The sequence below is a fragment of the Bradyrhizobium symbiodeficiens genome (assembly GCF_002266465.3).
Classification (GTDB): domain Bacteria; phylum Pseudomonadota; class Alphaproteobacteria; order Rhizobiales; family Xanthobacteraceae; genus Bradyrhizobium; species Bradyrhizobium symbiodeficiens.
Genome location: NZ_CP029427.2, coordinates 1,131,148 through 1,151,912, shown reverse-complemented (window position 1 = coordinate 1,151,912; position 20,765 = coordinate 1,131,148). Strand labels below are relative to the sequence as shown.

Here is a 20,765-nt window from a genome sequence, read left to right as displayed (position 1 = left end):
CGGCCATGACCCCGCTCCGCGCCGGCATCCTCGCGGCCCTGGTCACGCTGGTGGCCGACCAGGCCTCAAAGCTCTGGCTGCTGAACGTGTTCGACCTCGCCCGTCTCGGCGTGGTGAAGGTGACGCCGTTCTTCGACCTTGTGCTGGCCTGGAACATCGGCATCAGTTTCGGCTGGCTCCAGAATGACAGCCCGGCAGCGCAGCTGGCGCTGATGGGGGTCAAGGCCATCGCCGTGGTCGCGCTGGCGATCTGGATGGCCCGCTCGCAGACGCGATTGGCCACGGTCGCGCTGGGGCTGATCATCGGCGGTGCCATCGGCAACGGCATCGACCGCCTGGCCTATGGCGCGGTGGTCGATTTCGCCCTGCTCCACATCGAGATCGGCGGAAATACCTATAATTGGTATGTGTTTAACCTCGCGGACGTGGCCATCGTTGCTGGGGTGGCGGCGCTATTGTATGATTCCTTCCTGGGGGTACCCGCCGCAAAAGCGCCCTGATCCCGGCCGATACGGACCGGCAGGTGGAACCCGGCCTTTGCGAGGGTTTGCCGCATACGCGCGGCGATCTGACACAATATGGAACAGGTACAGTGATGCGCAGCTCGAAGACCAGCATTTCGATGGTTCGAGACCCCCAATCGGGGCTTTGGCGGGCATTGAAATTGTCCGCTGTCGCGCTCGGCATCGGTCTCGTCATGTCGGCCGGGGCAGCCCGTGCCGGTGACGACGACGATGATGATGACGGGATGACCTTCGAAGAGAAGATCATCGACAATCTGATGTCCGGCATCGGCGCCAAGAGCATGGAAAAGCCCGGCATCGAATACCGCGAGCGCTCGCCACTGGTCGTGCCGCCCAAGCTCGACCTGCCGCCTCCCGCGACCCAGGCCAAGGCCGCTCCGAACTGGCCCAAGGACCCCGAGGAGAAGCGCCGCAAGGAAGCCATCGCCGCACGCAAGAAGGCAACCAAGGAAACGGAAATCTGGCAGGTCGCCCGGCCGCTGACGCCCGCCGAGATGAAGGCCGGCGAAGTTGCCGCAGCCCCCCGGACAAGCAACGACCCAATCCAGCCGGGCACCAACGGCAATCCGTCGCTCAGCCCCGCGGAGCTCGGCTTCTCCGGCGGCCTGTGGAATATGATGAGGGGAGTCGGAGGCAAGGCCGAGGCCAAGCAGTTCACCAGCGAGCCGCCGCGCCAGTCGCTGGTCGAGCCGCCGCCAGGCTACCAGACCCCGTCTCCGAGCTATGCTTATGGGGCCGGCGAGGACAAAACGCGGCGGACCTATTTCGACATCATGTCGGGCAAGGACAAGGAACAATAGCGTTCCTGTTTGCAGACCTGAAACCCCGCGCCGGCGATTCATGTCCGCCGGCCGAGGTGCATAAATTGCTGATCAGTAACTTGCCACCGCGTTGAGTTCTCTGCTTCGTGACGCGAAGCCTCAGCCGCACGGTGTAGCATGCCGTGCCTCCGAGCCGGGCATCCGGACCTCGGTCATCCCTAAAGGATCATGATGTCCGCAAACCGATCGGCTGCCTGTCTCCTTGCCGCGCTGCTTTCGACCAGTGTCCTGACATCAGGCGCGGCCCTTGCCCAGACCACGGTCACGTCGGCCCCGCCAGCCAGCTTCACGCTCGCCAACGGCATGCAGGTCGTGGTGATCCCCGATCACCGCACGCCCGTCGTCACCGAGATGATCTGGTACAAGGTCGGTTCGGCCGACGAAACGCCGGGCAAGTCCGGCCTCGCCCACTTCCTCGAGCACCTGATGTTCAAGGGCACCTCGAAGCATCCGGTCGGCGAATTCTCCCAGACCGTGCTTCGCGTCGGCGGCAACGAGAATGCCTCGACCTCGGTCGACTACACCAACTATTACCAGCGCGTGCCGAAAGAGCAGCTGGCGACCATGATGGAGTTCGAGGCCGACCGCATGACCGGCCTCATCCTCAAGGACGAGAACGTGCTGCCCGAGCGCGATGTCGTGCTCGAAGAATACAACATGCGCGTCGCCAACAATCCGGACGCGCGGCTGAACGAGCAGATCATGGCCGCGCTCTATCTCAATCATCCCTACGGCCGTCCCGTGATCGGCTGGCATCAGGAGATCGAGAAGCTCGATCGCGAGGACGCGCTCGCCTTCTACCGCCGCTTCTACGCGCCGAACAACGCGATCCTGGTGATCGCCGGCGACGTCGAGGCCGCCGACGTCCGCCCGCTGGTCGAGCGCAATTTCGGTGCGATCCCGGCCCAGCCCGCGATCCCGGCACGGCGCGTCCGTCCGCAGGAGCCGGAGCCCGCCGCGCCTCGCACCGTCACGCTGGCCGACCCGCGCGTCGAGCAGCCGAGCATGCGGCGCTATTATCTCGTGCCCTCGGCGACCACGGCTGCTGCCGGTGAGAGCGCCGCCCTCGACGTGCTGGCGCAGCTGATGGGCAGCGGCAGCAATTCCTATCTCTACCGCGCCCTCGTCGTCGACAAGCCGCTCGCGGTCTCCGCCAACGCCAGCTATTCGAGCATCTCGCTCGACCCGACCCAATTCGCGGTCTCGGCCTCGCCGAAACCCGGCGTCAGCTTCACAGAGGTCGAGCAGGCGGTCGACGCCGTCATCGCCAATGTCGCGCAGAACCCGATCCGCGCAGAGGATCTGGAGCGGGTGAAGACCCAGCTGATCGCGGAAGCGATCTACGCCCAGGACAACCAGGCGGTGCTGGCACGATGGTATGGCGGCGCGCTGACCACGGGCCTCTCGGTCGAGGACATCAGGAGCTGGCCCGACCGCATCCGCGCGGTCACCGCCGAGCAGGTCCGCGCCGTCGCCCAGAAATGGCTCGAGAAGAAGCGCTCGGTGACGGGCTATCTGATCAAGGACACCGGTGCCGCCAAGCGCGAGGAGAAGCGTTCGTGACCTATCCCTTTCTTCGACGCGCTGCATTCTCCCTTGCCACCGGCGCTGCGCTTGCGCTCGCTTCGCTCTCGCCGTCACAGGCCGCCGCAAAGATCCAGCGCCTGGTTTCACCCGGCGGCATCGAGGCCTGGTTCGTGCAGGACGCAACCGTGCCGCTGATCGCGATGGAATATTCCTTCGCCGGCGGCTCGGCCCAGGATCCCAAGGACAAGTCGGGCGTCGCCAACCTGGTCGGCGACCTCCTCGACGAAGGCTCCGGCGATCTCGATTCCAAGACTTTCCACGAGCGGCTCGACCGCCGCGCCATCGAGCTCTCCTTCAGCGCCACCCGCGACACCTTCCGCGGCAGCCTGCGCATGCTGCGCGACAACAAGGACGAGGCTTTCGACCTGCTCAGGAGCGCGCTGACCTCGCCGCATTTCAACACCGCCGATGTCGAGCGCATCCGCTCGCAGGTCATCTCGGGCCTGCGCCGCGAGACCACCAACCCGACCTCGCTGGCGAGCCGCAAATTCCTGGAGGTCGCCTTCGGCGATCACCCCTATGGCCGGCAGACCAACGGCAATCTCGACAGCGTGCCGACCATCACGGTCGCCGACATGAAGGACTATGTCGGCCGCGTGCTTGCGAAGGACGGACTGAAGATCGCAGTCGTCGGCGATGTCGACCCGGCGACGCTCGGCAAGCTGCTCGACCACACGTTCGGTAGCCTGCCCGCCAAGGCCAACCTCACGCCGGTCCCCGACGTCGAGGCTGCAAAGCCGCCGCAGCGCGCCTTCGTCACGCTCGACGTACCGCAGACCGTGATCACGTTCGGCGGCCCCGGGGTGAAGCGCAACGATCCGAACTTCATGGCTGCCTACGTCGTCAATCACATCCTCGGCGGCGGCGGATTGTCTTCGCGCCTTTATCGCGAGGTGCGCGAGAAGCGCGGGCTGGCCTATTCGGTGTTCGAATCGCTGCTCTGGATGGAGCATTCGGCGATCTTCATCGGCAACACGGGCACGCGTGCCGACCGTGCCGGCGACACCATCGACGCCATCGACAAGGAAGTGCGCCGGATCGCAGAAGAAGGTCCGACCCAGAAGGAGCTGGACGAGGCCAAGTCCTACCTCAAGGGCTCGCAGATGCTGGCGCTCGACACCTCCTCCAAGCTGGCGCAGGCGCTGCTGCAGTATCAGCAGGACAAGCTGCCGATCGACTATATCGAGAAGCGCAACGCCATCGTCGATGCCGTGACGCTGGACGACGCCAAAGCCGCCGCCAAGCGCCTCTGGGGCCAGGGCCTGCTGACCGTCGTCGTCGGCCGCGCCCCGCAGGCCGCGGCGCAACCGTCGGCAGCGCCGGCGACGAAGTCGAACTGACGTCTCTCTCAGACGTCCGAAATGGCCGGGCTCGCCCGGCCATTTGCGTTTCCAGCAAGCACCATTGCCGAACGTGGATGTTCCGCGATATGTCCTGATATCACGAATGGTGCCACCATGCTGCGGATATCCCGCGATCTCGTCATCGACGAGGACGACATCGAGATCGGCTTTGTCCGCGCCTCCGGCCCGGGCGGGCAGAACGTCAACAAGGTCGCGACCTCGGCACAGCTGCGCTTCGACACCCGCAAGCTGACTCTCCCCGATGATGCGGCTCTCCGCCTTGCCCGCCTTGCCGGTCAGCGCATGACCAAGGACGGCGTGATCGTGATCCAGGCGCAGCGCTTCCGCACCCAGGAGCGCAACCGCCAGGATGCCATCGACCGCCTCACGGAAATGCTGCGCGAGGCCATGGTGCGGCCAAAGCCGCGGCGCGCGACGAAGCCGACTTTCGGCTCCAAGCAGCGCCGCCTCGAGGGCAAGAAGCGTCGCAGCGACGTCAAGGCCGGACGCGGCGGGGGCCGCAGTTTCGACGACTAGATCAAGCCCCGTGACCGCGCCGAACCACGTCGTGCGTTGTGCGCTTTGTTCCCGGTCGAAATAGCCCGCTACTACCACCGCATGTTTGGCGGCGCCTAGAGTTTGCGCACGCTGAATTTGACATGGATGCGGGTTCTTGGCGATGCGCGCGATCGTGCTGGGATTGTGCACCGCAGTAGTGCTGACGGTGCGGGTTGCCGACGCGCAAATGCCTCTGCCGGCCGCAAAGCCGCCGGATGGCGCGACGCTCTTCAAGCAACAATGCGCGGTGTGCCACACGTTGAGCCTGTCGGAGCCGGCGCGCCAGGGACCGCCGCTGCTCAAGGTCGTTGGCCGTCCCGCCGGCAAGATCGAGGGCTTTCGGTATTCGCAAGGCCTCGCCAACGCGGACTTCGCCTGGGACGAAGCCCGGCTCGACGCGTGGCTGACCAATCCGCAAGCCGTCATTCCTGGTGTGATCATGGCCTATCGGCAAGGCAAGCCGGAGACGCGCACCGCCATCATCGCCTACCTGAAGGAGCAGAACTGAATGGCAAAGCCCGTTCATTCCATGATCCGCGTGCTGGACGAGGCACGCGCGCTCGACTTCTACAGACGCGCCTTCGGTCTCGAAGTCGCCGACCATCTGAAGTTCGCAGACTTTGCCCTGATCTATCTGCGTCACCCTTCCTCACCTTTCGAGGTCGAACTGACGGTGAACTTCGATCGCAAGGAGCCTTATGCGCTCGGCGACGGCTATGGCCATCTGGCCGTGGTGGTCGAGGATCTCGATGCCGAGCACGCCCGCTTCGAGCGCGAGAAGCTCGCGCCGGGGCCGTTACGCGATTTCAAGCACGGTGGCAGGACGCTGGCGCGCTTCTTCTTCGTCAGCGATCCCGATGGCTACAAGATCGAAGTGATCCAGCGGGGCGGACGCTTCGGCTGATCAAGCTACAAAAATCAAAATCACAAAAATCAACGGAGGAACCCATGAGAGAAGTCGATCGTCGAAGCAAGCACAGCCGCCGTGTCTTTCTCAAGGGCGCGGTGACGGCCGTTCCGGTCGTCGCTGTCGCGACCAGCGTCGCCGTCAGCATTGAGGACGCCTGGGCCGAGGATGCGAGCGCACTCTCGCCCGCGACGATGAAGACATTGCTGAAGGTCGCGCGCGACATCTATCCGCATGATGTGCTCGGAGACAGCTACTACATCACCGCGATCAAGCCGTGGGACAGCAAGGCGGCCAAGGACGCGTCCGTCAAGTCGCTGATCAGCGACGGCATCACGCGGCTCGATCAGAACGCGCGGGACCGGCACAAGGTGGCCTACATCGAGGTGCCCTGGGAAGCCGACCGCGTGGTGCTGCTGAAGGAGATCGAGGGAAGCGACTTCTTCCAGAAGGTGCGCGGCGACCTCGTCGTATCGCTCTACAACCAGAAAGAGGTCTGGCCGCGGTTCGGCTACGAGGGCTCCTCGGCCGAGCACGGCGGCTACATCAACCGCGGCTTCGCCGACATCGACTGGCTGCCGAAGGCTTGAGATCCACCCCAACGGTTCAGGAGAACGCATATGGCAAAATTCGATCTGAACGACTCCAGCGTTGTGGTGATCGTCGGCTCCGGTGCGGGCGGCGGCACGCTGGGCAACGAACTCGCACAGAAGGGCGTCAAGGTGGTCATTCTCGAAGCGGGTCCCCGCATCGAGAACCACGACTTCGTCAACGACGAATGGGAGAGCTTCTCCCAGCTCGCCTGGACCGATGCGCGCACCACGTCGGGGACGTGGCGCGTCGCCAAGGATTTTTCCGGCCTTCCCGCCTGGATCGTCAAGGCGGTCGGCGGCTCGACGACCCATTGGGCCGGGGCGTCGCTGCGCTTCGACGAGCACGAGTTCAAGGTGAAGAGCACCTATGGTGGCCTGCCCGGCGCAAACCTGCTCGACTGGCCGGTGACGCTCGCGGAGATGGAGCCGTGGTACGCCAAGGCCGAGAACAAGATGGGCGTGACCCGCACCAACGGCATCCCCGGCCTTCCCGGCAACAATAACTTCAAGGTGCTGGAGGCCGGCGCCAAGAAGCTCGGCTACAAGACCGTGCACACCGGCAACATGGCGATCAACAGCCAGCCGCGCGATGGGCGCGGCGCCTGCCAGCAGATCGGCTTCTGCTTCCAGGGCTGCAAATCCGGCGCGAAATGGTCGACGCTCTACACCGAGATCCCGAAGGGCGAGGCGACGGGCAATCTCGAAGTCAGGCCGAGCAGCATGGCGATCAAGATCGAGCATGATGCCGGCGGCAAGGTGACCGGCGTCGTCTATGCCGACGGGAGCGGCGCGATGCAGCGCCAGAAGGCGCGCATCGTGGCGGTCGCCGGCAACTCGATCGAGAGCCCGCGGCTGCTGCTCAACAGCGCCTCGACCATGTTTCCCGACGGCCTCGGCAATTCATCGGGCCAGGTCGGCCGCAACTACATGCGGCACATGACCGGCAGCGTCTACGCCGTGTTCGAGAAGTCCGTACACATGTATCGCGGCACCACCATGGCCGGCATCATCCGCGATGAAGCCGCCAACAATCCGAAGCGCGGCTTCGTCGGCGGCTACGAGATGGAGACGCTGGCGCTCGGGCTGCCGTTCATGGCCGCGTTCCTCAATCCCGGCGCCTGGGGCCGCCCGTTCACCGCAGCGCTCGACGGCTATCCCAGGATGGCTGGCATGTGGCTGGTCGGCGAGGACATGCCGCAGGAGACCAACCGCATCACGCTCGACCCTGTCGTGAAGGACAAGTTCGGGCAGCCGGTGGCGAGCGTGCATTTCGACGATCATCCCAACGATCTCGCGATGCGCGCGCACGCCTACAAGCAGGGCGCTGCAGTCTACGACGCCGTCGGCGCCACCGTGACCTATCCGACGCCGCCTTATCCGAGCACCCACAATCTCGGCACCAACCGAATGAGCGAAAAGCCCAGGGACGGCGTCGTCAACAAGTTCGGCCAGAGCCACGACGTCAAGAACCTGTTCGTCTCCGACGGCAGCCAGTTCACCAGCGGCGCGGCCTGCAACCCGACGCTGACCATCGTCGCGCTGGCGATCCGGCAGGCGGATTACATGGCGGGCGCGATGCAGAAGAAGGAGATTTAATCTCTCGCAATCATCGCATGGAAGATCTTGGCAGGAAGTTCGCCTGTACCCATCCTTCGAGACGCCCGCCTCCTGCGGGCCCTCAGGATGAGGTCCGGTTTTGCGGCGAGATATCAAACCCTCATGATGAGGAGCCCGCCAAGGCGGGCGTCTCGAACCATGCAGGCCGAACACGTTCGACAGGACGACGTTGAAAATGCGGGTGCCGGCTCTCGCTGTCGTGGCTATTCGGCCGCGTCGAGCATAGGCGCGACTGTTCCCTTGAACTCCTGCACCGGCGCCACGTTCCGGGATCGATAGATCAGGCAGGAGCATCGCAGCAGCGAGGCGAAATTATTGACCTCGCCGTGATGGTCGAGCACCTCGTTGTAGAGCGTCGTCAGGAATTTCCCGACGCTCATGCTCTCCTTGACCGCGATCTCCTCCAGCGTATCCCAAAACGCCATTTCCAGCCGGATCGAGGTACAGTGCCCTCCGATCCGCAAGGAGCGGGTCTGGGATTCGTAGTCACGTTGGGGCTGGTGCGCGAAGAGATGGCACATGGCGTCCTCCCGTCCTGTTGCTATTTTTTCACGATGCTACACCGCTGCCCGCCACCCCACAATCAAGTCTGAGGGAGGAGGACAGCCGGCGCGATTTGCTCGAACGTCCAATGGCTTCAGGGCAATCGTCCACAACCCTCCCCGGCGGGCCGGGTTGCCTGTTGCTTGGCACATGCTTTTGACGCAACACGGCATAGAATAGCGCGTCCAGCGAATCCAAGAACCAGCCCATGCCCGTCCGCCAGCTTCCAGAGCAGGTCGTCAACCGCATCGCCGCCGGCGAGGTGGTCGAACGTCCTGCGAGCGTAGTCAAGGAACTGGTCGAGAACGCCATCGATGCCGGCGCGAGCCGGATCGACGTGTTCACCGACGGCGGCGGCCGGCGGCGAATCGGCATCACCGACGACGGCGGCGGCATGACCGCGAAGGACCTTGCGCTTGCGGTCGAGCGTCACGCGACCTCCAAGCTCGACGACGAGGATCTGCTGCAGATCCGCACCCTCGGGTTCCGCGGCGAGGCGCTGCCCTCGATCGGTTCGGTGGCACGGCTGTCCATCACCACCCGGCATGCCGGCGAGCCGCATGCCTGGGCACTCAATGTCGAAGGCGGCGAGAAGTCCGAGATCATGCCGGCGGCGCTGGCGCATGGCACCCGCGTGGAGGTCAACGATCTCTTCTACGCGACACCGGCCCGGCTGAAATTCCTGAAGACCGACCGCACCGAGGCAGAGGCGATCCGCGAGGTGGTCAGGCGGCTGGCGATGGCGCGGCCCGATATCGCGTTCACGCTGGCCGGCGAGGAGCGCGCGCCGGTGACCTGGGCCGCGGCGCTGCCCGGCGCCGCCGGCCGCCTGACCCGGCTTGGCGACATCCTGGGCGCCGAGTTTCGCAGCCACGCTTTCGAGGTCCATGCCGAACGCGAGGGCGTGGTCGTCGCCGGCTATGCCGCGGCGCCTGCGCTGACCAAGGCCAACGCGCTCGGGCAATACCTCTTCGTCAACGGGCGTCCGGTGCGCGACAAGCTGATCTTAGGCGCGGTGCGCGGAGCCTATGCCGACTATCTGCCGCGCGACCGCCATCCGGTGCTGGCGCTGTTCGTCACGCTGGATCCACGCGAGGTCGACGCCAACGTCCATCCGGCCAAGACCGAGGTGCGATTCCGCAATGCCGGCCTCGTCCGCGCGCTGATCGTGCACGGGCTGAAGGAAGGGCTCGCGCGCGAAGGCCGCCGCACAGCCGCCAATAGCGGCGAGAGCGCCCTGTCCGCGTTCCGGCCCGCCTTCGCGCCGCGTCCCGCAAGCTGGGACTGGCGGGCCTCGCCGTCCGCGCCTGTCGCGCCGATTCCGTCTTTCGAGGGCGCCGCCGCGCCTGCCTTTGCCGAGCGTTCGCAGGCGGCCTTCGACGTCGGCGCGCCCAGCGCGGACGTGCGGTTCGAGTCGCAGCCCATCAGCGATCTCGTCGACCGCCCGCTCGGCGCTGCGCGCACGCAGATCCACGAGACCTATATCGTCTCGCAGACCCGCGACGGTCTCATCATCGTCGACCAGCATGCCGCGCATGAGCGCATCGTCTATGAGCGGCTGAAGGCCTCGCTGGCCGCGAACGGCGTGCAGCGGCAGATCCTCCTCATCCCCGAGATCGTCGAGATGGACGAGGCGACGGTCGAGCGCCTGCTCGAGCGCAGCGAGGAGCTGGCGTCATTCGGCCTCGCCATCGAATCCTTCGGCCCCGGCGCAGTCGCGGTGCGCGAAACGCCCTCGCTGCTCGGCAAGACCAATGCGGGCGGCCTGCTGCGCGATCTCTCCGAGCACATGGCCGAGTGGGACGAGGCGCTGCCGCTGGAGCGCCGCCTGATGCACGTCGCGGCGACCATGGCCTGCCACGGCTCGGTGCGCGCCGGCCGAAGGCTGCGGCCGGAGGAGATGAACGCCCTGCTCCGCGAGATGGAGGACACCCCGAACTCCGGCCAGTGCAATCACGGCCGGCCGACCTATGTCGAGCTGAAGCTGAGCGACGTGGAGAAGCTGTTCGGGCGAAGGTGATTTTGTAGGGTGGGCAAAGGCGCGAAGCGCCGTGCCCACGAGCTCTGCATGATCGAGACAGGTGGTGGGCACGCTCCGCTTTGCCCACCCTACGGCAGCGCCGCGCTACGGCTTCCTCAAAAAAACGAACTCCGTGTCGTCATACGCGCGCCGCTCCAGTTCCTCGTAGCCTTCCGGCGTCACGAACTGCGCGGCCTTTGCCTCTTCCACCACGAGCAAAGCGCCCGGGGTGAGCCAGCCGCCGTCGCGCAAGCTTGCGAGCGCCTTCTCCGCGAAGCCCTTGCCGTAGGGAGGATCGAGGAATGCCAGCGAGAACGGCTCGACGGGATGCGCGGGGCCGAGATCGGTGGCATCGCGGCGATAGACCTTGGTCACGCCGCCGAGGCCGAGCGACTCGACGTTGTTGCGCAGCAGCGCCCGCGCCTCCGCGCCGTTGTCGACGAACAGCGTGAACTTCGCGCCGCGCGAGGCCGCCTCGATGCCGAGCGCGCCGGTGCCGGCGAAGAGATCGAGCACGCGCGCGTTCGCAATCGGATCGTCATAGGCGTGCACGAGGATGTTGAAGACGGATTCGCGCAGGCGGTCCGCGGTGGGGCGGATGTCGCGCGAGGACGGTGAGGCGAGATTGCGCCCCTTCAAACGACCGCCGACGACGCGCATTACATGGCCCGTCCTGTGGCCACACGAACGGTCGCCTCCCTCCCCCGCTTGCGGGGGAGGGTCGGGGTGAGGGTTGTCTCAGCGATGGGACCATCGAGACGCGCCGAGGAAATCCCCCAGAGGTGAGAACCCTCACCCGCCGCGCTCTGCGAGCGCGTCGGCCTCTCCCGCAAGCGGGAGAGGCGGAGCAAGCCCGCAGGCCGCCGCCGTGAAAGCAAATGCGATTCCCCTGCCGGCAAGAGTGAAGGGAACGAAGCAGTGCGGAGTGACCGACCGCTCAGCATGTCAGTCCTCCTTCGGCGACAGGTCGCGCTTGCCGTGATAGCCGCGCTTGGGACGGCGCGGCGGGCCGTAGCCGCTGGCCTCGGCCTCGTTGCGCTCGCGCGCCTCCTCGCTGCCGGTGCGCTGCACCAGCACGCGGCGGCCCTTGCGGTCAGCGATCACGTCACGCTTGCTGGCGGGCTTCTTCTCGCGCGGCGTTTCGCCCTCTTGTGAAGAAGATTTCTGCGGCACGTCGAACTGCGCGCCCGACTTCTCGATGATCTTGTCGCCGAGCTGGTCGCGCAGCACGCGCGACTTGATCTCCTCGACCTCGCCTTCGGGAACTTCGCCGAGCTGGAACGGGCCGTAGGAAACACGGATCAGCCGGTTCACCTCGAGCCCGAGATGCGCGCAGACATTGCGCACCTCGCGGTTCTTGCCTTCGCGGATCGCGAACACCAGCCAGACATTGGCGCCCTGGTCGCGCTCCAGCGTCGCGTCGATCGGGCCGTATTTGACGCCCTCGATCTCGACGCCGTCCTTGAGCTCGTCGAGCTGCGCCTGGGTGACGTCGCCATGGGCGCGAACGCGGTAGCGGCGCAGCCAGCCGGTGTCCGGCAGTTCGAGCGTGCGCGCCAGCCCGCCGTCGTTGGTGAGCAGCAGCAGGCCTTCGGTGTTGAAATCGAGCCGGCCGACGCTGATCAGCCGCGGCAGGCCTTCGGGCAGATTGTCGAACACGGTCGGACGACCCTCGGGGTCGTCATGCGTGGTCATCAGCCCGCGCGGCTTGTGATAGAGGAACAGCCGCGTGCGCTCGCGCTCCGGCAACGGCTTGCCGTCGACCAGAACGACGTCGTTCCTGGTGATGTCGAGCGCAGGCGAGTTGATGACGCGGCCGTTGACGGTGACACGGCCCTGCGTGACCATCTCCTCGGCATCGCGGCGCGAGGCAAGCCCCGCGCGGGCCAGCGCCTTGGCGATGCGCTCGCCGGCCTTCTTCGGCTTCGGCTCTTCCTCCCGGCGCGGGCGGCGATCGGAGTCACGATCGCGCTCGCGATAGGCGCCGCGGCCGCCGAAGGCGGGGCGCTTCTCGAAGATCCGGCTCTCGTCCTCGTTTTCACGGCGCGGACGATCGCCAAAACGGCCCTCGTTGCGCGGATGCTCGTGCCAGTCGGAGCGCCCCTCGGAGCGCTCGCGCGGCCGGTTGAATTTCGGGCGATCACCGCCGCGTTCGCCGTCGCCACGGGGCCGATCGAATTTGGGACGGTCGTCGCGGGGACGATCGAATTTCGGCCGCTCGCGGAACGGACGATCGCCCGACGGACGATCATCGCGCGAACGCGAGAACCGGGGACGGTCATCGCCGCCTTCGCGCTTCTGCCAGGGCTTGTCCCCGCCGCGGTCACGACCGCCGAAATCCTTGCGCGGCCCGCGATCGCGATCCGGTGCGCCTCGCGAAAACTTTCGCTCGCCGTCGAACTTGCGCTCAGGACGGTCGCCGCGTGGCGCACGATCACCGCGATCGAAATTCGGGCGGTCTCCGCGCGGCTTGAAGCTGCGCTCGCCACGATCCTCGCGCGGTCCGCGGTCGGGTGCGCCGCGCGAGAATTTCCGCTCGCCGTCGAACTTGCGTTCCGGACGATCGCCCCGCGGGGCGTAGGGCTTCTTGTCGCCAAACTTTCTGTCACCGGTCCGGCCGGCGGGGCGGGAATCGTCGCGATCCCGGCGCGGCGGACGGTCGTCGCGGCCAAAGGACGGGCGATCACCACGCGGCTTGAACGGGCGCTTCTCGCCATCGCGCGAGGAGCGATCGGAGAAAGGCCGGTCGCCACGCGGCTTGAAGCTGCGCTCGGCGCGATCTTCCCGGGGCCGGTCGTCGCGATTGAATTTCGGCCGCTCGCTGAAGTCGCGGCGCGGGGCATCGCCGTCCGCGCGGGGGCGGAACGGACGGCTGTCGCGGTCGCCACGGGGTGGGCGGGCGTCGCTCCTGCCCTCGGGGCCGCGCTTGGCGAACTTCTTGTCCGGGCCGCGCGGCTTGCCGGACCGGCCCTTCGGCGGTCCCTTGTGCGGACCTCCCCTTGCCGGGCCTCGCCGGCCGCGGGAATCGTTGTCTTTGTCGCTATCGCGAGGCATGAATGATCTCACTCGAGGGGGTGGCCATTGGGCATTGTGCGCGCTCGTTGGGAGCCGCAGGCCCAGGCAAAACCGGTAAGCACTTCTGCTGAAGGCGCAGCTACTAGCAGGTTTCTTGCGATGATACGAGGCTTGAAAGCCCCCTCTTTCATGGATTTGGCGCTTCTGGCGGCCGAAAATGCCGGAAAAGCGGGCGAAGTTCCTGTTGGCTGCGTGGTGGTCCGCAATGACGAGGTCATCGCCACCGCCGCCAACCGGACGCTGACCGACCGCGACCCCACCGGCCATGCCGAAATCGTCGCGCTGCGCGAGACGGCGAAAAAGATCGGCAGCGAGCGCCTGGTGGACTGCGACCTCTACGTGACGCTGGAGCCCTGCACCATGTGTGCGGGCGCGATCTCGTTTGCAAGGGTGAGGCGGCTCTATTACGGCGCCGCCGACCCCAAGGGCGGCGCGGTCGACTCAGGCGTGCGCTTCTTCGCCGCTCCGACCTGCCACCACGCCCCGGACGTCTATTCCGGCGTCGGCGAGAGCGAGGCGGCGCGGCTGCTCAAGGAGTTCTTTCGGGAGCGGCGGTGACGGCTTCCGTCATTGCAGGCGCAGTGCGTAGCCCGGATGAGCGCAGCGACATCCGGGATCACCGCGAAAGATGTCCCGGGTGTCGCTGCGCTCACCCGGGCTACGAGGAGAAGAACTCGCGCAGCGCCTTCGCGGTGACGTCCGGGTTCTCCTCGGTCAGGAAGTGCCCCGAATCCACCGGCATGCCCTCTACGTTGGTCGCCCACTGCTTCCAGATATCGAGCGGCGTCGCGGCGGCCTGCGCGATGCCGACGCCACCCCACAGCGCCAGCATCGGCACGGTGATCTTCTTGCCGGCTTCGAAATCGGCCTTGTCGAGATCGTAGTCGAAATAGGCGCCGGCGCGGTAATCCTCGCACATCGCATGGATGCGGGCGGGATCGCGGAACGGGGCGAGGTAGTGCTCGAGCGCGCGCGGGTCGATGGCATCGAGCGTCTTGGATTTGGTCTGGCTCGCCATCTTGAAGCGCAGGAAGAACTCGCCCTGCCCTGAGATCAGCGTCTCCGGCAGCGGCGCGGGCTGGGCCAGGAAGGTCCAGTGATAGATCTTCAGCGCATAGGCGCGGTTCATCCGTTCCCAGTAATTATAGGTCGGCAGGATATCGAGCACCGCGAGCTTCGACAGCCGGCCGGGATGGTCGAGCGCCAGCCGATACGAGACGCGGCCGCCGCGGTCGTGGCCGGCCAGCGCGAAGTGCACGTGACCGAGCCGCTCCATCACTTCCACCATCGCCTTGGCCATGGCGCGCTTGCTGTAGGGCATGTGCAGCGCGTCGCTCTCGGGCATGTCGGACCAGCCGTAGCCCGGCAGATCCGCGATGATCAGCGTGAAGGCGTCCGCCAGCTGCGGCGCCACGCGGTGCCACATCACGTTGGTCTCGGAGAAGCCGTGCAACAGCAGCAGCGGTGGGCCCTTGCCGCCGACGCGGGCGAAGATGCGGCCGAACGAGGTATCGATCCACTCGGACGCAAAGCCCGGATAGAGGTCGGCGAGATCGGACATCTTGTTGCATCCTTGATGGGTTCAGGCGGGGTCGGCCCCCGACCCCAAAAGTGCGAAAACAACCCCATGCACAGTACCGGTATTATCATCGGGGCCACTAACCCCTGATGGCGATTGTACATTCTGGCGGGCGGATGTGGCGATCCGGTGACGCGATCATCGAGATTCCGCTGCGGGTTGTCACCTCTCCCGCTTGCGGGAGAGGTCGGCGCGTCCGGGCGATGCGCAGCATCGTCCCGCGCGCCGGGAGAGGGCTATCTCCTCTTGGGGATTCTCCCATTGCGGAAACAACCCTCTCCCCACCCCTCTCCCGCAAGCGGGAGAGGGAGCGCACCTTCCTTGTCGCGATCAAGCCTGATCACATCACGCGCTAATTCTTGGCCTTCTCCGCCTCGACCGCCTGCCAGCCGATGTCGCGGCGGCAGAAGCCCTCGGGCCAGTTGATGCGGTCGACGGCCTGGTAGGCGCGGGCCTGCGCCTCGGTCACGGTTGCGCCCAGCGCGCAGACATTGAGCACGCGGCCGCCATTGGCGAGGATCGCGCCGTCCTTCGCGACCGTGCCGGCGTGGAAGATCTCGACCGTGTCGACCTCTGCCGCGTCGTCGAGCCCGTCGATCCGCGTGCCCTTCTGATAGTCGCCGGGATAGCCCTTCGCCGCCATCACCACGGTGAGCGCGGTTTCCTTGTGCCAGCGCAGGTCGAAATTCTTCAGCTGCCCGTCGCAGGCGGCGAGCAGCGCCGGCACGATGTCGCTCATCATGCGCAGCATCAGCACCTGGCATTCAGGATCGCCGAAGCGGACGTTGAACTCGAACAGCTTTGGCCCCTGCGTCGTCAGCATGATGCCGGCATAGAGGATGCCGCGGAACGGCGTGCCGCGCTGCTTCATGCCCGCGACCGTCGGCAGGATGATCTTCGCCATGATCGCGTCGTGGACCTGAGGCGTCACCAGCGGCGTCGGCGAATAGGCACCCATGCCGCCGGTGTTCGGCCCGACATCGTGGTCGAACACGCGCTTGTGGTCCTGCGCGGAGGCCAGCGGAATGGCGGTCTCGCCGTCGCACAGCGCAAAGAAGCTGATCTCGCGGCCCGGCAGAAACTCCTCGATCACGACTTCAGTGCCGGCCTCGCCGAACGCGCCCTCGAACATCATGGCGATGGCGTCCTCGGCCTCGCGCACGGTCTTGGCGACGACGACGCCTTTGCCGGCGGCGAGACCATCGGCCTTCACCACGATCGGCGCGCCCTGGCTCTGCACATAGGCACGCGCGTCATCGGCATTGGTGAACCCCTGATAGGCCCCGGTGGGAATGCCGAACTCGGTGCACAGCGCCTTGGTGAAGCCCTTGGAGCTTTCGAGCTGGGCCGGAATTTTGTTCGGCCCGAACGCCTTGATGCCGGCGGCCGTGAGATCATCGACGATGCCGGCCGCCAGCGGCGTCTCCGGCCCGACCACCACCAGCTCGACCTTGTTCTGCTTGCAGAAGGCGATCACCGCCGCATGGTCGGCGACATCCAGCGCCACGCACTCCGCCTCCTTCGCGATGCCGGCATTGCCGGGCGCGCACCAGAGTTTGGTCACCAGGGGGGAGGCTGCGATCTTCCATGCGAGAGCATGTTCGCGGCCGCCGGAACCGAGCAGGAGAATGTGCATAAGAGGCTCAGAATGAGGGGTTTTGCTGGGGGCGGAGGTGGCATGAATCGGGGTGGGGCTCAAGGGGGGCTAGAGGCCGAACTTTCTGTCATTCCAAGGCGCGGCGCCACTCCGCGGGTTTGGGCAGCAAGCGGTGATGCAGTTGCGCTCGCCGGACCGGTCCGACCAAACAAACCGTTGGGGGCTCGCCTGGCATCTACGTGACGCGTGCTCGACCCATAGAAGGGCGCCTTGAAAAATAGCGAAGCCGCATAGCCCCTCGTTGAGTGCCAAACTATGTGAATAGGGAGAATAACTCGCGTTTCCGCTTGCGACTCACGTATTAGTTGCAGCCTCCTCAAGCATTGTCGAGGAGGGAAGTCTTTTGGCTATATATCCGTACACGCCCGTCACGGGCAAATTGAAGGGCTTGCTTCAGAAAGTTCGCACAACCGGCATTCCACCAAAGCTAACTACAGCTCACCTTAAGACGCTCGGATTTACCTCAAGCAACGATCCCAGCATGATCAACGTCTTGAAGTTTATTGGCTTGGTCGATAGCTCGACTATTCCGACCCCGCTGTGGAGCGAATATCGGGGCCAGAATCATCGAGCAGTTCTGGGGAAGGCGATAAAGCAGGGTTACTCTGACCTATTTGCGCTCTATCCTGATGCAAACACCCAGTCCGCGGCAGTCTTGACACATGTCTTCAGCACCAGTTCCACGGGCGGAGAACAAGTCATCAGGCAGACCGTGCAGACCTTCAAGAGCCTTGTCGAAGAGGCCGATTTTTTACCGGCCGACGCAAACGATCTGAACGTCCTATCGACCGGCCCATTACATACGCCAGCCGCGCCGTCGATGGCGCCCGTTTCTCCATCAGCTAACGGCAGGTCTCCTCCGCACCCGGCGGTACACATCGATATCCAAATACACATTTCCCCGGAATCATCTGCGGAGCAAATCGACAAGATTTTCGAAAGTATGGAGAAACACCTGTACGGTTCTAAGTCTTAGCAATCATGACCTCAGCAAGAAATGTGTTCGCGGCGGCGCAAGCAATCAACGCCGACGTAGAGCGAGAATTGGGGCCACCTGAGGAGGGTTTGGCTCCCAATTCACATCAGGTCATCATGAAGGCGCTGACCAGCAACACCCGGACCTATATCTTAGCAATCGCGCAACAGATCAACGGCGCTTACGAGAAGGGCTGGTACGATGCTTGCGCTGTGATGATCCGTCGCTTGATCGAGACGCTCATCATCGAGACTTTTGAAAAGCACGGTGTTGCCCACAAAATCAAAAGTCCGAGCGGTGACTACCTTTTCCTTAGGGACCTAATCGCTGCAACACTACAAGAAACCGCCTGGAATCCCAGCCGAAATCTGAAAGCGGCGCTTCCAAAGCTAAAAGAAGTGGGCGACAAGTCATCACACAATCGCTTTTTCGTGGCGAAGAGAGGCGACATTCAGCCGTTGATCGGCGACATTCGAAGCGTGGTTCAGGAGCTCTTGTATCAAAGCGGTTTAAAGCGATGATTCCCAACCCAATTGCTTAGTGACAACGGAGTCGGATGGCTCGATCGACTATCGTTCGCGAAACCAAGGATAACGAATAAAAGCGGCGCAATAGTTGATACCGCTTTGTGCGATTAGGACGCATCCATCTCATGCACTACGATGCTGTCACGTTCGATACCCAAACAGTGGAAACGAACTCCTTCCACTTCGATGGTGGTCTGCTGTCGCAACTCAAGCAATTCAGAAACGGCCCCGTACGGGTCGTTGTCTCTGAAATCGTAGTGCGTGAGATTTACAAGCACTTGGTGGATAAGACCAAAGCAGCAAAAGACGCAGCGACGGCTTCCCATAAAAAGGCGGTAGACTGTGGGCTTGCCGCAGTGGAAGCTCCATTCATTCTCGATACCGTTGACATTCGTGCGGTCGCCCGTGCTCGGCTGAACAACTTTCTCCGAGACATCGGCGCGGAAATCATCAGATCAGCTGATCTTCCGATGTCAGAATTGGTCGAGGCATACTTCCAGCCAACGCCGCCATTCTCAGCGGCAGGCAAGAACAAAGCTGAATTCCCAGACGCAATCGCCCTATTTAGCCTCAAACGATGGGCAAACGCCTCAAACCTAAAAGTCTTAGGCGTCAGCAACGACCGAGGATGGCAAGCCTATTGCGTGCCGGAGGCGTGGATTGACCTGCGCCAAGAGCTGGCCGACGCCTTGTCCCTGTTGCAAAGACACGCACAGGAGGCTGGCACCGTCATTCAGGGATTGCTCAAAGCCATCGAGAATGAAAGCGCGCCTGAGCTTGGAGGCCGCTTTGAAACCCTGCTGCAGGACGGGCTTTCCAGCTACGATGTGTATGGTGAAGCCGAAAGTTTCTATTCCGTTGAGCCCGATCATGTCGAATTAGAGTTAGTAGAGTTCCGATTTGGAGGAGATGAAGAGAGCTATTCATTTTCCGTTGTTCAAAGCGGACCGCACATCCTTGCAGCTGAAGTTGAGCTGGAAGTCTCGGTGAAGGCTGAAACAACTTTTTACATGTCCATCTATGACTCCATCGATAAGGACTATACCCCAGCAGGTTCAACCGCCGCTGCTACCGAGGCAGAACTTGATTTCAAAGCCCTGCTCACTTTCGAGAGGGATGAGGATAAGGCGCCGTTCCAACTGTCTAAGGTTGAACTCGTTAGCGGCCCCAGTTCCATTGGATTCGGATTCGTTGAGCCGGATTACGAGCCGGAGCCAGAAGATGACTACGAGATACCCGACGATCTTCCGGATCATATTCCGGACGACAATCTCCCATTCTAATAATGCTTAGCCCGTAGTGGGTTGAGCCTTTGCGAAACCCATCACACGTGCCCCTCGAAGAGCCTGTGGAGCTGGCCGACCGCGCCTCATCGTCACTTGCAGTCGGATGATGGCCGCGAAGATGGAGAACGGGAATACGAAAGCGATGGGTTTCGCAAAAGGCTCAACCCATCCTACGAGCTGATCGAGTTCGACAGACTAGCCCGGGCGATAGAAGCGGCTTTCAAGTAGCCGCTAATTGATTTTCGGAGGATACGGGCCGATGGAAATGATCTGAGGTTTATTGCCAAAGACGTACTCGCTAGCAGCCTTAACGGGGGTGCAGCTAGGCTCGATCTTGATGTACCCAGCCAGACGCTCTTGGAAGTTTAGGATCTTCGCATGCTCCGCAGCATATTCCTTAAAGACATCGGGATAGGCTTTGGCTCCCTCTTCAGGAAACACGCCGTCTAAAATATCATCGAACAGAGGCTTATAGTGGCCATGATCGACCCAATATCGACCTGGCTTCAATGTGGCGAAGGGCTCTGGGATCGACACCGGCGTCGCAGAGGTCCTCCTGTCTATTTCCTGCAAGCGCATAGCCAACGTCCGCAAGCTGACGCCGGTGAAATTCGTCGCAGGGATGTTGGCAAACCCTTTTCGAAGCTTCGTCGGATCGCTCGTCGTCGCGACCAAGTTGAAAACGTATCGATGGCGACGAGTAATTTCGTCCATCAGCTCGGCACGGTCCTTAATCAAGCCATTCGCGGTCTGGACGCAACTATTTTGAGCTGCGAATGCGGACCCGATCAAACCCAGCGCCCCTCCCAGCACGAAAAGGACAAGGGGTGTATTTAGGAAGGTCCAAGTTTTTCCGGAGCCCGGTCCGGCACTTTGCTCGTCACCCACTCCTGCCTCCACCAGAGAACGCCCCAGCATACAAAAGCTGAGGCGTTTCGCTAGTAGGGTATCTCGTCACCCACTTTCTGGTTTTGCACCGCAGGCGTGGTCTCATCACACCATGGTCCTTTTGGCGGAGCCAATCCGCCGCCTGAGAGGCGTTGGAGGCGATCAAGAAGATGGCCCGGCTGAACGTAGAATCTGTCAAACACAAAATGCATATCGGCGGCACAACAGCCCGTAGGACGGGTTGAGCCCTTGCGAAACCCATCG

The 20,765-nt window shown here is 63.8% G+C and carries 20 protein-coding genes; 14 read left to right on the top strand and 6 right to left on the bottom strand.

What is annotated here, in order from left to right; all coding sequences use genetic code 11:
* The first annotated feature begins 5 nt into the window (after positions 1-5).
* The 9 genes from lspA to CIT39_RS05325 all read left to right on the top strand — a co-directional run bounded on the left by lspA (position 6) and on the right by CIT39_RS05325 (position 7,929).
* Positions 6-500, top strand: a complete 495-nt coding sequence (gene lspA / locus CIT39_RS05365) for a signal peptidase II (RefSeq protein WP_094973073.1) — start codon at positions 6-8, stop codon at positions 498-500.
* Between the two features lie 95 nt (positions 501-595).
* Entirely contained in the window at positions 596-1,324 is a 729-nt protein-coding gene (locus CIT39_RS05360; protein ID WP_162308361.1) for a hypothetical protein, read from the top strand.
* Between the two features lie 189 nt (positions 1,325-1,513).
* Positions 1,514-2,908, top strand: a complete 1,395-nt coding sequence (locus CIT39_RS05355; RefSeq protein ID WP_414645234.1) for a M16 family metallopeptidase — start codon at positions 1,514-1,516, stop codon at positions 2,906-2,908.
* Entirely contained in the window at positions 2,905-4,272 is a 1,368-nt protein-coding gene (locus tag CIT39_RS05350) for a M16 family metallopeptidase (RefSeq protein ID WP_162308360.1), read from the top strand. The genes CIT39_RS05355 and CIT39_RS05350 overlap by 4 nt, the downstream gene beginning before the upstream one ends.
* A 117-nt stretch (positions 4,273-4,389) precedes the next feature.
* On the top strand, positions 4,390-4,812 hold the full coding sequence (gene arfB, locus CIT39_RS05345; RefSeq protein WP_094973076.1) for an alternative ribosome rescue aminoacyl-tRNA hydrolase ArfB: 423 nt from the start codon (positions 4,390-4,392) through the stop codon (positions 4,810-4,812).
* A gap of 142 nt (positions 4,813-4,954) precedes the next feature.
* Positions 4,955-5,341: a c-type cytochrome gene (locus CIT39_RS05340; RefSeq protein ID WP_094973077.1), complete on the top strand. Its 387-nt coding sequence runs from the start codon at positions 4,955-4,957 to the stop codon at positions 5,339-5,341.
* Positions 5,342-5,737 (top strand): VOC family protein, encoded by a 396-nt coding sequence (locus CIT39_RS05335; RefSeq protein ID WP_094973078.1) that lies wholly within the window; start codon positions 5,342-5,344, stop codon positions 5,735-5,737. It abuts the gene before it with no gap.
* Positions 5,738-5,781: 44 nt separating this feature from the next.
* The gene (locus tag CIT39_RS05330) at positions 5,782-6,330 is read left to right on the top strand and encodes a Twin-arginine translocation pathway signal (RefSeq protein ID WP_094973079.1); all 549 of its coding nucleotides are present in this window, start codon (positions 5,782-5,784) and stop codon (positions 6,328-6,330) included.
* Between the two features lie 30 nt (positions 6,331-6,360).
* On the top strand, positions 6,361-7,929 hold the full coding sequence (locus CIT39_RS05325; protein WP_094973080.1) for a GMC family oxidoreductase: 1,569 nt from the start codon (positions 6,361-6,363) through the stop codon (positions 7,927-7,929).
* A gap of 224 nt (positions 7,930-8,153) precedes the next feature.
* On the opposite strand, the gene CIT39_RS05320 is transcribed toward CIT39_RS05325, so the two are convergent.
* Positions 8,154-8,471: a ribbon-helix-helix domain-containing protein gene (locus tag CIT39_RS05320; protein WP_094973081.1), complete on the bottom strand. Its 318-nt coding sequence runs from the start codon at positions 8,469-8,471 to the stop codon at positions 8,154-8,156.
* Between the two features lie 230 nt (positions 8,472-8,701).
* On the opposite strand from CIT39_RS05320, the gene mutL reads away from it, so the two are divergent.
* The gene (gene mutL, locus CIT39_RS05315) at positions 8,702-10,513 is read left to right on the top strand and encodes a DNA mismatch repair endonuclease MutL (protein WP_094973082.1); all 1,812 of its coding nucleotides are present in this window, start codon (positions 8,702-8,704) and stop codon (positions 10,511-10,513) included.
* A 105-nt stretch (positions 10,514-10,618) separates the two neighbouring features.
* On the opposite strand, the gene rsmD is transcribed toward mutL, so the two are convergent.
* Together rsmD and CIT39_RS05305 are read right to left on the bottom strand one after the other, a co-directional pair.
* Complete coding sequence (rsmD, locus tag CIT39_RS05310; RefSeq protein WP_094973083.1) at positions 10,619-11,173, bottom strand: 16S rRNA (guanine(966)-N(2))-methyltransferase RsmD; 555 nt, start codon at positions 11,171-11,173, stop codon at positions 10,619-10,621.
* A 285-nt stretch (positions 11,174-11,458) separates the two neighbouring features.
* A complete protein-coding gene (locus CIT39_RS05305; RefSeq protein ID WP_162308359.1) occupies positions 11,459-13,567 on the bottom strand; it encodes a pseudouridine synthase in 2,109 nt (702 codons plus the stop codon).
* Positions 13,568-13,687: 120 nt separating this feature from the next.
* On the opposite strand from CIT39_RS05305, the gene CIT39_RS05300 reads away from it, so the two are divergent.
* Entirely contained in the window at positions 13,688-14,146 is a 459-nt protein-coding gene (locus CIT39_RS05300; RefSeq protein ID WP_094973085.1) for a nucleoside deaminase, read from the top strand.
* Between the two features lie 100 nt (positions 14,147-14,246).
* Here the strand turns inward: CIT39_RS05300 and CIT39_RS05295 are convergent, their stop codons facing one another.
* Together CIT39_RS05295 and purD are read right to left on the bottom strand one after the other, a co-directional pair.
* The gene (locus tag CIT39_RS05295; protein ID WP_094973086.1) at positions 14,247-15,149 is read right to left on the bottom strand and encodes an alpha/beta fold hydrolase; all 903 of its coding nucleotides are present in this window, start codon (positions 15,147-15,149) and stop codon (positions 14,247-14,249) included.
* 370 nt (positions 15,150-15,519) lie between these two features.
* Positions 15,520-16,803 (bottom strand): phosphoribosylamine--glycine ligase, encoded by a 1,284-nt coding sequence (gene purD, locus CIT39_RS05290; protein WP_094973087.1) that lies wholly within the window; start codon positions 16,801-16,803, stop codon positions 15,520-15,522.
* Between the two features lie 364 nt (positions 16,804-17,167).
* On the opposite strand from purD, the gene CIT39_RS05285 reads away from it, so the two are divergent.
* The 3 genes from CIT39_RS05285 (at position 17,168) to CIT39_RS05275 (ending at position 19,610) form a co-directional block, all read left to right on the top strand.
* Positions 17,168-17,800 carry a DUF5343 domain-containing protein gene (locus tag CIT39_RS05285; protein WP_162308358.1) on the top strand — a complete coding sequence of 211 codons (633 nt, stop codon included), beginning with the start codon at positions 17,168-17,170 and terminating at the stop codon, positions 17,798-17,800.
* A gap of 5 nt (positions 17,801-17,805) precedes the next feature.
* Positions 17,806-18,321, top strand: coding sequence for a hypothetical protein (locus CIT39_RS05280; protein WP_202975548.1), 516 nt, complete (start codon positions 17,806-17,808; stop codon positions 18,319-18,321).
* Positions 18,322-18,452: 131 nt separating this feature from the next.
* A complete protein-coding gene (locus tag CIT39_RS05275) occupies positions 18,453-19,610 on the top strand; it encodes a PIN domain-containing protein (RefSeq protein WP_094973089.1) in 1,158 nt (385 codons plus the stop codon).
* A gap of 234 nt (positions 19,611-19,844) precedes the next feature.
* Here CIT39_RS05275 and CIT39_RS05270 read toward each other — a convergent pair whose 3' ends face one another.
* Positions 19,845-20,501, bottom strand: a complete 657-nt coding sequence (locus CIT39_RS05270) for a hypothetical protein (RefSeq protein WP_148667278.1) — start codon at positions 20,499-20,501, stop codon at positions 19,845-19,847.
* Positions 20,502-20,765: the final 264 nt, after the last annotated feature.